General features: G+C 63.3%; 14 protein-coding genes. 8 read left to right on the forward strand and 6 right to left on the reverse strand.

Annotated features, from left to right (window positions below):
* Positions 1-24 precede the first annotated feature (24 nt).
* The 6 genes from upp to SINAR_RS0127730 form a co-directional block, all read right to left on the reverse strand.
* Entirely contained in the window at positions 25-654 is a 630-nt protein-coding gene (gene upp / locus SINAR_RS0127700; RefSeq protein ID WP_018093764.1) for a uracil phosphoribosyltransferase, read from the reverse strand.
* Between the two features lie 111 nt (positions 655-765).
* Positions 766-1,740: an adenosine deaminase gene (locus SINAR_RS0127705; protein ID WP_028002101.1), complete on the reverse strand. Its 975-nt coding sequence runs from the start codon at positions 1,738-1,740 to the stop codon at positions 766-768.
* A complete protein-coding gene (locus tag SINAR_RS0127710; protein ID WP_028002102.1) occupies positions 1,737-2,957 on the reverse strand; it encodes a phosphopentomutase in 1,221 nt (406 codons plus the stop codon). Before SINAR_RS0127710 ends, SINAR_RS0127705 begins: the two co-directional genes overlap by 4 nt.
* Before the next feature lie 259 nt (positions 2,958-3,216).
* On the reverse strand, positions 3,217-3,798 hold the full coding sequence (locus SINAR_RS0127715; RefSeq protein ID WP_028002103.1) for a TadE/TadG family type IV pilus assembly protein: 582 nt from the start codon (positions 3,796-3,798) through the stop codon (positions 3,217-3,219).
* Positions 3,799-3,805: 7 nt separating this feature from the next.
* Entirely contained in the window at positions 3,806-4,480 is a 675-nt protein-coding gene (locus SINAR_RS0127720) for a TadE/TadG family type IV pilus assembly protein (protein ID WP_028002104.1), read from the reverse strand.
* Between the two features lie 319 nt (positions 4,481-4,799).
* On the reverse strand, positions 4,800-5,216 hold the full coding sequence (locus SINAR_RS0127730; protein ID WP_028002105.1) for a pilus assembly protein N-terminal domain-containing protein: 417 nt from the start codon (positions 5,214-5,216) through the stop codon (positions 4,800-4,802).
* A gap of 251 nt (positions 5,217-5,467) precedes the next feature.
* On the opposite strand from SINAR_RS0127730, the gene SINAR_RS0127735 reads away from it, so the two are divergent.
* The 8 genes from SINAR_RS0127735 (at position 5,468) to SINAR_RS0127770 (ending at position 13,393) form a co-directional block, all read left to right on the forward strand.
* A complete protein-coding gene (locus SINAR_RS0127735) occupies positions 5,468-5,650 on the forward strand; it encodes a Flp family type IVb pilin (RefSeq protein ID WP_028002106.1) in 183 nt (60 codons plus the stop codon).
* A gap of 102 nt (positions 5,651-5,752) precedes the next feature.
* On the forward strand, positions 5,753-6,265 hold the full coding sequence (locus tag SINAR_RS0127740) for an A24 family peptidase (RefSeq protein ID WP_028002107.1): 513 nt from the start codon (positions 5,753-5,755) through the stop codon (positions 6,263-6,265).
* A gap of 125 nt (positions 6,266-6,390) precedes the next feature.
* Positions 6,391-7,200 carry a Flp pilus assembly protein CpaB gene (cpaB, locus tag SINAR_RS0127745; RefSeq protein WP_028002108.1) on the forward strand — a complete coding sequence of 270 codons (810 nt, stop codon included), beginning with the start codon at positions 6,391-6,393 and terminating at the stop codon, positions 7,198-7,200.
* A gap of 13 nt (positions 7,201-7,213) precedes the next feature.
* Entirely contained in the window at positions 7,214-8,749 is a 1,536-nt protein-coding gene (locus tag SINAR_RS0127750; RefSeq protein WP_028002109.1) for a type II and III secretion system protein family protein, read from the forward strand.
* A 56-nt stretch (positions 8,750-8,805) separates the two neighbouring features.
* A complete protein-coding gene (locus SINAR_RS0127755) occupies positions 8,806-9,486 on the forward strand; it encodes a CpaD family pilus assembly protein (protein WP_028002110.1) in 681 nt (226 codons plus the stop codon).
* Positions 9,487-9,508: 22 nt separating this feature from the next.
* On the forward strand, positions 9,509-10,795 hold the full coding sequence (locus SINAR_RS0127760) for a CpaE/TadZ family protein (RefSeq protein ID WP_028002111.1): 1,287 nt from the start codon (positions 9,509-9,511) through the stop codon (positions 10,793-10,795).
* A gap of 61 nt (positions 10,796-10,856) precedes the next feature.
* The gene (locus SINAR_RS0127765) at positions 10,857-12,323 is read left to right on the forward strand and encodes a TadA family conjugal transfer-associated ATPase (protein ID WP_028002112.1); all 1,467 of its coding nucleotides are present in this window, start codon (positions 10,857-10,859) and stop codon (positions 12,321-12,323) included.
* Between the two features lie 59 nt (positions 12,324-12,382).
* Positions 12,383-13,393: a type II secretion system F family protein gene (locus SINAR_RS0127770; protein WP_028002113.1), complete on the forward strand. Its 1,011-nt coding sequence runs from the start codon at positions 12,383-12,385 to the stop codon at positions 13,391-13,393.
* Positions 13,394-13,399 lie beyond the last annotated feature (6 nt).

A 13,399-nucleotide genomic window follows, 5' to 3' on the forward strand; every position in this document is an offset into this window, starting at 1 on the left:
CGCGAGAACGGTAGCGGCAGCCCTTTACTTGGTCCCGTACATGCGGTCGCCCGCGTCGCCGAGCCCCGGCACGATATAGCCTTTCTCGTTGAGATGGCTGTCGATCGAGGCCGTGAAGATCGGTACGTCCGGATGCGCACCCTGAAAGTTGCGGATACCCTCCGGGGCGGCAAGAAGGCAGAGGAAACGGATGTTCCGCGCACCGCGCTCCTTGAGCTTCTCGATAGCCGCGATCGAGGAATTGCCGGTGGCGAGCATCGGGTCGACGACGATGACGAGGCGTTCGTTGATGTTGTCCGGCGCCTTGAAGAAATATTCGACCGCCTGCAGAGTCTCGTGGTCCCGGTAGACGCCGATATGTGCGACGCGCGCCGAGGGTACCAGTTCGAGCATGCCTTCGAGCAGGCCGTTGCCGGCGCGAAGGATGGAAGCGAAGACAAGCTTCTTGCCTTCGAGCACCGGCGCGTCGGTTTCCACGAGCGGCGTCTCGATCCGTTCGGTCGTCAGCTCCAGATCGCGCGTGACCTCATAGCAGAGCAGCGTCGAGATTTCCTTGAGCAGCCGGCGGAAGCCCGCAGTCGACGTTTCCTTCTTGCGCATGATGGTCAGCTTGTGCTGCACCAGCGGATGACCGATCACCGTTACGCCGTCCATGGCTCACCTTCCCCGCGAAAATTGGCTATCGACCCTCTTTTCCATGGAATGAGGGGAGGCCGCAAGGGGCGTTGGTCGAACTTGTGCAGCCGCGCCCCCTCATAGGCGCAACTAGACATGCAGCGCAGCCAGCAACATCTCTCTCGTCGGCTCGTCCACGAAGGCGGCTTCAATCGCGGTCTTCGTCATCCGGTCGATCTCGCTGTTCGAGAAGTTCATGGCATGGAAGGCGATTTCGTATTCCTGCGCGAGCGACGTGTGGAAGAAGGGAGGATCGTCGGAGTTGAGCGTCACGCGGACGCCGGCTTCGTAAAGTCGCCGCAGCGGATGCGAGGCGAAGTCCGGGAATACCTGAAGCGCAACATTCGAACCGGGACAAACTTCAAGCACGACGCCCTCGTCGGCTAGGCGCTTCACGAGATCTTCGTCCTCGATCGCCCGCACCCCATGGCTGATGCGGGCCGGTCGGACATGGTCCAGCGCGTCGCGCACGCTGAAGGCGCCGGAAAGCTCGCCGGCGTGGATGGTCAGGCCGAGGTCGGCATCCCGGACGATGTCGAAGGCGCGGGCGAATTCCGCGACGCTGTGCATGCGTTCTTCGCCGGCCAGGTTGAAGCCGGTCACGAGCGGATGCCGGCGTATCGCTGCATATTCGGCGGTCCGGATCACCGATTCCGGGCCAAGGTGGCGGATGCCGGTGATCAGCATGCGCGATTCGATGCCGGTCCTGGCTTTCGCCGCCTCCATGCCGGCAGCGAGCCCCTCTATATAGGCGTCGGCGCCGAGCCCGATCGTTTCGCCGTGGTCGGGCGAGACGATGATTTCGCTGTAGATCGTACCCGCTTCGGCAAGCTCCGTCAGATAGGTCTCGGCGAGAAGCGCATAGTCACCCTCGGTGCGGAACAGCGAGGCGACGGCGTCGTAGCACCTTACGAAGCTGGTGAAATCGTCCCAGACATAGGCTCTGTCGCGGATGATCGCGCTGGTGTCGACGCCGTATTTCCGGGCCTGTCTCAACGCCAGTTCGGGCGGCGTCGCGCCTTCGATATGGCAATGCAGTTCGGCTTTCTTCAGATGAGCGGTCAAATGAGGCTTCTCCCATGTGGGCCGGCGCCAATGCCGAGATGTCTTGCGACCGTTTCGCCGATATGCGCGAAGCTGTCGGCGATGCCGAAAGAGCGGCTGCGAAACGTCGGGCCGAACATCAGGACAGGCACGCGCTCGCGCGTGTGGTCGGTGCCGCGCCAGGTCGGATCGCAACCGTGGTCGGCGGTCAGGATCACCATGTCGCCGGGCTTCAGCCGGCGGTCGAGATCGGGGAGGCGCGCATCGAAGGCTTCAAGCGCGGCGGCATAGCCGGGCACGTCGCGGCGATGGCCGTAGAGCATGTCGAAATCGACGAAATTGGTGAAGACGAGTGCTCCGTCCTCCGCCCCTTCGATAGCTTCGAGGCTGGCGTCGAACAGCGCCATGTTGCCGTTGGCCTTGGTAAGCCTGGTCACGCCCTGATGGGCGAAGATATCGCCGATCTTGCCGATGGCGTGCACCGTGCGCCCGGCCTCCTGCAGCCGGTCGAGAACGGTCGGCTCGGGCGGCAGCACCGAATAGTCGCGGCGATTGCCGGTGCGTGTGAAGCTGCCCGGATCGCTGCCGACGAAGGGCCGCGCGATCACGCGGCCTATATTGTAGTCGTCGACCAGCCGGCGAACGACCTCGCAAAGCCTCAGCAGGCGCTCCAGCCCGAAGCTATGTTCGTGCGCGGCGATCTGGAAGACGGAGTCCGACGAGGTATAGCAGATCGGCTTGCCGCTCCGCATATGCTCTTCGCCGTGGCGGGCGATGATGTCGGTACCCGAGGCATGACAATTGCCGAGAATGCCGGGCACATCGCCCTCGCGACAGATCGCTTCGACGAGTTCGGGAGGGAAGGCGTCGCCCTCCGCCGGGAAATAGCCCCAGTCGAAGGTCACCGGCGTGCCGGCGATTTCCCAATGGCCGGACGGCGTGTCCTTGCCGCGCGAGATTTCGCTGGCCGCGCCGTAGATCCCATAGACGCGCTCCGGCAGCGCCATGCCCGCGGGCAGTCGTCCGGTGGCGAGCCGCGCCGCATGCATGAGACCTAGCGCCGACATATTGGGCAGATGGAGCGGCCCTTCCCGGAGGCCGGCCCGGTCGGCAGCTCCCGCCGCGCAGAACTCCGCAATATGCCCGAGCGTATCGGCGCCGAGATCGCCGAAAGCTTCCGCGTCCGGCGCATTGCCGATACCGAAGGAATCGAGGACGAAAAGAAACGCGCGCGCCATGAAATACCCTGATTGATCCCGAGCGCGAGCGCGATAAGCGGCGAGCCGGTGCCATTACGACTTTCGCGGCCGTCGCCGCACAATCCGGCAGAAATAGCGCGCCGCCTTGTCCATTGCAATTGATGTATGTCGTCTGAGGCGCACCCCTCCGCCCTGCCGCCAAGGTCCTGGTCTGGCTGGAACCCTGTGACGGGCGCCGGGATGAGGAGATCAAACAAGCGGCGGCGGGGATCCCGACTCTCAACAGGCCTCAGACCCGTCAGCAATCCGTGCACTTGATGGTCGTGCCGAAGCGCTGGCGGTAGTAGGAAGTTCTGGAGAGCGGGATATTGCCGGCGGCTTGCGAGCCGAACAGCGAAAGCTGATGGTTGACGACGAGTTCGGTGCGCACGACGAAGGCATTCACCGCGTCGAGATCGGCCGGAACGCTGACGACTGAATTGACCGCATAGGGAACCGTCGCGCTGTCGCTCGCGTCCGACCAGCCCCTGGACCAGACCACCCTCCCTTCTGTCGTGCCGTCCACCTGGATACCGGTGATCTTCAACTCGTAGTCGGAGCCGTCATAGGGCACGAGCATGTTTTTCGCCACGTCTCGCATGTCGCCCAGAAAGGCTTTGTTCACCTGCTGCTCGGTGGTGATGATATCGCTCACCGCACTCGCCGCCCGCGCAACCTTCCGCGCGACGGTAAAGCCGAGCGAAAGCTCGAAGGCGCCGATATAGGCCGCAATCAGGAGTGGTGCGACGATGGCGAACTCCACGGCACCCGCGCCGCGCCGGTCCCGCAACAGGCGGTGGAAGACCCCCAGGTGCCGTTTGCGCGGATGAAGGCGTTTCATGACTGCCTCAATAGTTTTCGTTGCGGAAGGTGGCGGTGGAGACCATCAGATAATCGCGCGGCATGCTGTCGCCGGCGGGGCGGAGCTTCGTCACCAGGGGACGAACGAGATCGGTGATCACCGTCCAGCGATAATAGGCGCGCACCATGGTGTAGTCGTTGGGGCCTCCGGGCGCGAAGCTGAAGCCGCTGGTGTCGAGATCGGAGCCGATCCGCGGCACCGCCTCCGGAAAGGCGCTGAGATCGGCGGGGAGTTTGCGGACGTCGAGATAGAGCTTGGAAGGCTGTGTCGCCTCGGTCGCCGAACAGGTCATCATGATCGCGATTTCCTCGCAGAAAGCCTGGCGGAACTGGGTTCTTGTCGTGTAGCCGGGCTTGCTGGGGTCGATGGTAATCTCACCCGTGCGGATTTTGCGCGCCAGCGTATCGGTCGCATTGGCCAGCAATTGCTCGCCGGCGAAGGCGACGAATGTCTCGATCGAGGCGAAAACGACGATGAAGAAGGGCAGCGCAAGGATCGCGAATTCGATCGCGGTCGCACCCTTGCGGTCGCCGATCAGGCGCCGAAACAGGGCGCTGGGGCGATTCCAGGAAAAGCGCGCAGCGGTTTTCCGTCCGGAATGGCGGCAAAACAAAGGGTTAGAGCGCGCTCGGGAGGTGGATGCTTTGTCTTCGATCGACATCGCGCCGTTCCATCATGTCAACTGGTTGGCGCAAAATACACGGCGACTGTTGAAGATTCGTTTTCGAGGACCCGGAGAATTTTAGTGGTCCTGAAGCTTTCCGAGGGCGGAAGGGCCCCTCATCCCGCTGCCGCGACCTTCTCCCCGCAAGCGGGGAGAAGGGACAAGCGGCTCGCTTTGCGGCGTAAGTCCCCTCTCCCCGCGCGCGGGGAGAGGGCTAGGGTGAGGGGCATTCGCCGGTTCAGATCGGGTAGATTGTCGACAATCATCCGGTCCAAAATGTCGACCATCAACCCGGTTAAACACGAATTTCCCGGTCTTAATTGCCGCCGGAAGCCGAAGCCTGCCGCTCGGCACGTTCGCAATTGGGCGTGCAGGAGAGAACGGTGCGCGTGGTCTGCTTGTAGACGCGCACCGTATTGCCCTCGTCGATCGACACGAGGATGCGCTCGTCGACCATGGCGTTGCCGTCCTGGTCGAGGATGACGAGATTGGTCGTGCCGAAGTTGCGCCCGGTCAGCACGATGGTCTTCGCATCCGCTACGGTCGCATCGGCGACCTCCGCATTGCCGATGATCACCTTGCTGACCGGGCGGTCGAGCTTCAGCACGCGCGCGTGATCCATATAGACGCGCATCATCTCTTCAGCCGCGCGGGCCCCTCCCGGTGCGGCGATCGCCAGAAATACAGTCGTTGCAAGCAGTGCGGCCCGCGGGGTCGCTGAGGGCGTGTTCATGGCGCGTCCTGACGGTCTATCTGCCGCATCTTGGCGCCTTTTGGTGAATGAATGGTTACGCCGATGCGGCGCAATTCAACACGTCCATTTTCCGCACATTCACCCAGCAAAAAGCGAGTTTCCTTTAACGTCGCGGTAACCGGTTTCCTTAAGCGGAAAGCAATTAGCCCCCGCTAAATTCAGGGTATCCGATCAACGGCAACAGTTTGACGGACGTGCTGAACAACAAGTGAAGTTTGAGGAGAATAGTCATGAAGACCATTTTTGCACGCCTGATGAAGGACGAGTCCGGCGCAACCGCAATCGAATACGGCCTGATCGCAGCGCTTATCTCTGTGGCGCTGATCACCGGCGCCACGGCGCTCGGCGGTCAGCTCGACACTCTTTTCCAGGATCTAGGTACGCGGCTGACGAACGCCAACGCCGCGTTCTAAACGAGCGGCTACGATCGGTATTGGTAGAAAGCCGCTTCGTCCCGAGGCGGCTTTCTTGTTCAGAGAGATGACTGCTATCTCGTTTTCGCCAAGGAGAATTGGATGATCAACGCGGCGATCCTGGTCATTTTCCCTTTTTGTCTTTTACTGTCCGCCTTTTCCGACCTCCTCACGATGAAAATCCCGAATCGCACTTCGATGACGCTGTTTGTCTCGTTCCTTTTTGTGGCGCCGCTAATGGGACTAGGTCTCACGCAGATAGGCCTTCATATCGCCGCGGCGGTGGCTGTCTTTGCCGTTTGCTTCGGCCTTTTTGCTGCAAACGTGATGGGTGGCGGGGATGCAAAACTCCTGACCGCCAGTGCCATCTGGTTCGGTTTCAATGCATCGCTCGCGGCTTTCCTTTTGTATGTGTCCATTTTCGGCGGGCTGTTGACACTGGCCGTTCTGCTCTTGCGCAGCCAGGAGAACCTGATCCTTGCAGCCCGTATCCCGATCCCGCGCCTGTTGCTGACCGCCAAGAAAGTCCCCTACGGCATCGCCATCGCTGCCGGCGGGTTCGCAGCCTATCCCTCTTCCCCGCTTATGCAGCTGGCCTTTTCGCAGCTCTCCTGATCGGATTTCCCTCAGCGGCCGCGGCGCAGCTCCGTTAACCTTCTCCATAAGCAAACCGTTAACCATAATTACACCAATTCCTGATCAACCTGATCCCGGGCAATTCTCGGGGATTTGGGGCGATCATGAGACCGGTGCGCATTATCATTCTGGCGGTGGCCGTCGGCTCGGCTGCCATGGCCGGGCTGCTGGCGATGAAGCTCACCCGGGCGCCCGCGCCGCAGATGGCGGAACCGGTCATCGAGCAGGCGCCGACCGTCAACGTGCTCGTCGCCGGCAAGAGCCTGCCTGTGGGGTCCCGTCTCGGCGCCGATTCCGTCCATTGGAAGGCATGGCCGAAGGACGGCGTCGCCGAGGGCATGATCACGGAGGAAAACCGTCCCGCCGCCGTCGAAGATTTGGCTGGCGCCGTCGTCCGCCTACCGATTTTCACCGGTGAGCCCGTCCGCCAGGAAAAGATCGCCGACGCATCCAACCGGATTCTTTCGTCGCTGCTACCGGCCGGGAAACGGGCCGTCGCCACGGAGATCACGGTCGCGACCGGCGCGGGCGGCTTCATCCTGCCGAACGACCGCGTCGACGTGATCATGGTACGCAAGTCCGACGGCGATCTCTATCTGACCGAAACGGTGCTGAGCAATGTCCGCGTGCTGGCGATCGACCAGCAGATCGAGGAGAAGGAAGACGGCTCGAAAGCGGTCGTCGGAACGACGGCGACGCTGGAGCTTACGCCCGATCAATCGAAGGTCATGACGGTGGCGCAGCAGATGGCGGACCGCATCTCGCTGGCGCTGCGCAGCGTCGCCGACGCGCAGGAGCCGGACACCACGGCTGCCGACTACCTTCTCAACGGCGACGGCCGGCCGAGCATTCAGGTCATCAAGTCGGGCTCCATCGTCAAGGGCGACGGCATGGCCCTCCAGAACCAGAAGTAGGAGGGGGCGCAAAGTGAAACGGATCGCACAAAAGTTTCGGGCGTCTCTGGCAGCCGGCCTCTCCTTCTGTCTGGCATTTTCGGGCATGGCGTCGCCGAACGCGCCGGTCGCCGAGGCCGCCTCCTCCTCGGTGGTGAGGATCGTCGATAGCGGCCCCGGCGCACGCAAGACCATCAATCTCGGTCTCAACAAGGCGGTCGTCGTGGACCTGCCGAGCGACGCCCACGACATCCTCGTCGCCGATCCCTCGCTCGCCGACGCGATCACCCGCACCTCCCGGCGCATCTATCTCTTCGGCAAGTCCGTCGGCCAGACCAACATCTTCGTCTTCGGCCCTGGAGGTGAGGAGATCGTCAGCCTGGAAGTCGCCGTCGAACGCGACGTCGCCGGTCTGGAGGCGAACCTTCGTCGCTTCATTCCCGATGCGGATATCAATGTCGAAATCATCTCGGACAACGTGGTGCTGACCGGCACGGTCCGCACGCCGCTCGACTCGACCAGGGCCGTCGATCTCGCACGCGCCTTCCTGAAGGGCGGCGAGGCGACCACGCGCAACATCACCGCGCAGGGCAATAACGGCGATGCGGATATCTTCGCCGAGGACCGGCAGAACTCGCAGATCGTCAATCTGCTGACGATCGAGGGCGACGACCAAGTGACGCTGAAGGTGACCGTGGCCGAGGTCAGCCGGCAGGTGCTGAAGCAGCTCGGCTTCAACGGCCGCGTCTCCGACGGCGAAAGCGGCATCAGCTTCCGTAATCCGGCCAATCTCGGCGACGCCATCGGCGTCGGCACGAACGCCCTTATCAAGGGCTCGATCGGGCCAACCACCATTTCGAGCTACATCAACGCGATGGAGCAGGCCGGCGTCATGCGCACCCTCGCCGAGCCTAGCCTGACGGCCATTTCCGGACAGGAGGCGAAGTTCTATGTCGGCGGCGAATTCCGGCTTTCTGGGGTGCAGGAGGTGTCTGCCGACGAGGAGACGGGGGAACCGACAGTTTCGCGCGAAGTGAATGACGTCGAATACGGCATCAGGCTGAATTTCAAGCCGGTGGTTCTCGGCCCCGGCCGGATCAGCCTGCAGATCGAGACAGACGTGTCGGAGCCGACCTATGAAGGTTCGGTCGTTACGGGGAATGGCATGGCCAGCATTCCCGGCAACACCTTTCTCGGCATCCGCCGGCGCGAGGCCTCGACCAGCGTCGAGCTGCCGTCCGGCGGCTCGATCGTGATCGCCGGCCTCGTCCAGGACAATATCCGCCAGGCGATGTCCGGCCTGCCCGCCGCCTCGAAGATCCCGATCCTCGGCACGCTCTTCCGCAGCAAGGATTTCCAGCGCAACGAGACGGAGCTCGTCATCATCGCCACGCCCTATCTCGTGCGGCCCGTCGCCCGCAGCGCGATCTCGCGTCCGGACGACAACTTCAACCCGGCAAACGACCTCGAGAGTTTTTTCCTCGGCCGCGTCAACCGGATCTATGGGCGCCCGGAAGCCAAGCCGCCCGGCGGCCGCTACCACGGCAATGTCGGCTTCATCTACAAATAGGCCGGGCCATGAAGAAGCGAAGCGCAGCTCGAAACAGTCTTGAAAGGCAGCCTCCGATGGCCCCGAACCGCTTTCCTTATCGCGTGGCCCTGTATGCGATCGTCGCTGCCCTGCTGGCAGGCTGCGCCGGCAAAGACAGGCTCGCGACCGGTGCTCTTCCGGACGATTACCGCACCCGCCACCCGATCGTGCTGACGGAGGGCGAGCGGACGATCGACATTCCCATTGCTTCGGGCGATACGCGGCTTACGCAAGGAACACGCGACGTCATCCGCGGCTTTGCCGCCGAATATCGGAATGCGTCCAGCGGCGTCATCCAGATCATGCTGCCGCGTGGGTCGGTGAACGGCCATGCCGCGCAGATCGTCCGCAAGGACATACGTCGCCTGCTGGCCGCAGGCGGCGTGTCGCCGAAGAAGATGATCGAAACCACCTATGACGCCTCCGTGACGGGCGACGCCGCACCGATCCGCCTGAGCTACGTCGCGATAACTGCGCAGACCGCGCCCTGCGGCGCGTGGCCGGAGGATCTGGCGCTGAACACGCTGGAAAACCGCAACTACTACAATTTCGGCTGCGCCACCCAGTCCAACCTTGCCGCCCAGATCGCCAACCCGACGGATCTCGTCGGTCCGCGCCAGATGTCGCCGATCGATGCCGAGCAGCGGGGCCAGGTGATCGATAACTGGCGCGGCACGGAAAAGGGCGACGGCGGAACGACGATCGTCTTCAACTGAACAGGGCCTTCAAGGAAAAGCGATGAACGCGATTGAATACACGATCGGCAGCGGCGCAGCCGGCGATTGGCCCGCGGACGGAACGCGCCCCGGCGACCTCGAACAGCTCCGGCCGCTGCCGCGCATCTCGATTCATGCCTTCTGCGAGAGCGAAGCGGTGCAGCGCCTCATGGAGCGCTGCGGCCAGGACCGCCGCATGGCGAAGGTCAGCCTCCGCATCACCGGTGGCGGCATCGCCGCCGCCGCGACCACCTTTGCCAGCGTCTCGACGCCCAATCTGATCATTCTCGAAACAGCGACGGAGCCCGGCTCGCTGCTTTCGGAGCTGGCGCCGCTCGCGGAAGTCTGCGACCCGAGCACCAAGGTCGTCGTCATCGGCCGCCACAACGACATCGCGCTCTATCGCGAGCTGATCCGCAACGGCATTTCAGAATATATGGTCGCGCCGGTCGGGATGGCCGATATACTGATGGCCGTCTCGGCGATCTTCGTGGATCCGGAGGCGGAGCCGCTCGGACGCAGCCTTGCCTTCATCGGCGCAAAGGGCGGCTGCGGCTCGTCGGTCATCGCCCATAATTGCGCCTGGGGCATTTCCAACCTTTTCTCGACCGAGACGATCCTTGCCGATCTCGATCTGCCCTACGGAACCGCCAATATCGACTTCGATCAGGACCCCCCGCAGGGGATCGCCGAGGCCGTGTTCGCACCGGATCGGCTGGACGAGGTCTTTCTCGACCGGCTCCTGACCAGATGCTCCGAGCATCTGTCGCTGCTCGCGGCGCCCTCCATGCTCGACCGCGCCTATGATTTCGAGGCGGGTGCCTTTCAGCCGATCCTGGAAATCCTCCAGCGCAGCGCGCCGATATCCGTTCTGGACCTGCCGCATGCCTGGTCCGACTGGACCCGCTCGGTGCTGTCGGCGGCCGACGAAGTCGTAATCACCGCCGCCCCGGACCTCGCTAGCCTCAGGAACGCGAAGAACTTGCTCGATGCCTTGAGGAAGCTGAGGCCGAACGACAAGGCGCCGCATCTCGTGCTCAACCAGGTTGGCGTGCCCAAGCGCCCGGAGATCGCTCCCGATGAGTTCTGCGCGTCACTGGAGATCGAAGCCGCAGCGATTATTCCGTTCGATGCGGTCCTCTTCGGCAATGCCTCCAACAGCGGACGCATGATCGCGGAGATCGACCGCAAGTCGCCGGCCGCCGAGACCTTTTCCCAGCTCTCGCACTTCCTGACCGGGCGCACCAGCGTGAAGAAGGCGCGCCGGGGCGGTCTCGGCAAGGTTCTGGCGAAGATCGGCAGGCGGTAGCGGAATAATTCCGATCCCTGATCCGCGGGACGGGGGTCGGTGAAGCAAATGGAACGAAGCGATGTTTGGCAAACGCGGAAATGAAGGTCCAGGCAAAGGTGGTGCTCGCGTTTTCTCGCCTGCACCCTCGATGCCCGCGGTCCAACCGGCAGCGTTGGAGCGTGCCGCGGCGCCGGTCCTCGGCGAAACGGCCGCTCCGCCATCCCGCCCGCAAGCGGCAGCGCCCACTCCGCGGCGCCGCGCCCCGCGGGCGGAAGATTATTATGACACCAAATCGCAGGTCTTCTCCGCGCTGATCGACACGATCGACCTGTCGCAGCTCTCCAAGCTCGATATCGAGAGCGCGCGGGAGGAAATCCGCGACATCGTCAACGACATCATCACCATCAAGAATTTCGCGATGTCGATCTCGGAGCAGGAGGAGCTGCTCGACGACATCTGCAACGACGTGCTCGGCTACGGGCCGCTCGAGCCGCTGCTCGCCCGCGACGACATCGCCGACATCATGGTCAACGGTGCCGGTCAGACCTTCATCGAAGTGGGCGGCAAGGTCGAGGAATCGGAGATCCGGTTCCGCGACAATGCGCAACTCCTGTCGATCTGCCAGCGTATTGTCAGCCAGGTGGGCCGCCGCGTCGACGAATCGAGTCCGATCTGCGACGCGCGCCTGCCGGACGGGTCGCGCGTCAACGTCATCGCGCCGCCGCTCGCCATCGACGGCACGGCGCTCACCATCCGCAAGTTCAAGAAGGACAAGCTGACGTTGGAGCAGCTGGTGCGCTTCGGCTCGATCACGCCCGAGGCCGCCGTCCTGCTGCAGATCATCGGCCGCGTCCGCTGCAACATCGTCATCTCCGGCGGCACCGGCTCCGGCAAGACGACGCTGCTCAACTGCCTCACGCGCTATATCGACAGCACCGAGCGGATCATCACCTGCGAGGACTCGGCCGAATTGCAGCTGCAGCAGCCGCATGTCGTCCGGCTCGAGACGCGCCCGCCGAACATCGAGGGCGAGGGCGAGATCACCATGCGCGACCTCGTGAAGAACTGCCTGCGCATGCGCCCGGAGCGCATCATCGTCGGCGAAGTTCGCGGCCCGGAAGTCTTCGACCTGCTGCAGGCGATGAACACCGGTCATGACGGTTCGATGGGAACGATCCACGCAAATACCCCGCGCGAATGCCTGAGCCGCATGGAATCGATGATCGCCATGGGCGGTTACACCCTGCCGGCCAGGACGGTTCGCGAGATCATCTCCGGCTCGGTGGACGTCATCATCCAGGCTTCGCGCCTGCGCGACGGGTCGCGCCGGATCACCCACATCACCGAGGTCACCGGCATGGAAGGCGACGTGATCATCACCCAGGACCTGATGCGCTACGAGATCGACGGCGAGGACGCCAATGGCCGGATCGTCGGACGCCACGTCTCGACCGGGATCGGCCGACCGCATTTCTGGGACCGGGCCCGTTATTTCAACGAGGACAAGCGGCTCGCCGCGACCCTCGACGCGATGGAAAAGCAATAGAGCGGTACAGGCAGGCTGCGGTTCCGCATGCCTTTTGACGCGAGGGGACAGACAGAGCGATGTTCGGCATAGACATCACCGTCCTGGGATTGGCCGGCCTCGTCGCGCTCGCGGCGGCGGCACTGGCCTATGGCGTGCTCTATCCCCAGATCGAGACCGAGAAGAAAGCGGAAGGCCGCCTGCGCCGGGTCAGCGCCGCCGAGACGGACCGCACCAAGATCAAGGCGGCGCGCGACCGCGTCAACGAGATGTCGAAGCGCCGCAAATCCGTCCAGGATTCGCTGAAGGAACTCGAGAAAAAGCAGCAGGAAAAATCCGCCAATGCGGCGCCTTCGATGAAGAAGCGCCTGCTGCAGGCCGGGCTTTCGATTTCGCTCGGGCAGTTCTATCTCTTCAGCGCGCTTTTCGGTCTGCTCTCCTTCCTCGTCGTGCTGCTGACGGGGTCGGGGCTCCTGATCGCCGCAGGCGTCGCGCTGATTGCCGCCGCCGGCCTGCCGCGCTGGGTCGTTGGCTCCATGGTCAAGCGCCGCTGCAGGAAGTTTCTCGACGAATTCCCGAATTCGCTGGATGTCATGGTCCGTTCGATCAAGTCGGGGCTGCCGCTGAACGACGCCTTGCGGCTGATCGCGAGCGACGGGCAGGAGCCGGTCCGGACGGAGTTCCGCCGTGTCGTCGAGTCCCAGCAGGTGGGACTCAACGTTCCCGAAGCCTGCGCCCGCATGATTCACAGCATCCCGCTGCCGGAAGTGAATTTCTTCGCGATCGTCATCGCCATTCAGGCGCAGGCGGGCGGCAATCTGTCCGAAGCGCTCGGCAATCTCTCCAAGGTGCTGCGCGAACGCAGGAAGATGAAGGCGAAGGTCAGCGCGCTGTCGATGGAAGCCAAGGCGTCCGCCTGCATCATCGGGGCACTGCCCTTTATCGTCGCAACCCTCGTCTATCTGACGTCGCCCGATTACATGACGATTCTTTTCACCGACCCGCGCGGCCACATCATCATGGGCGCTTCCGCCGTCTGGATGAGCATCGGCATCTGGGTGATGCGCAACATGATCAACTTCGATATCTGAGGCTCC

The organism is Sinorhizobium arboris LMG 14919 (assembly GCF_000427465.1).
GTDB lineage: Bacteria > Pseudomonadota > Alphaproteobacteria > Rhizobiales > Rhizobiaceae > Sinorhizobium > Sinorhizobium arboris.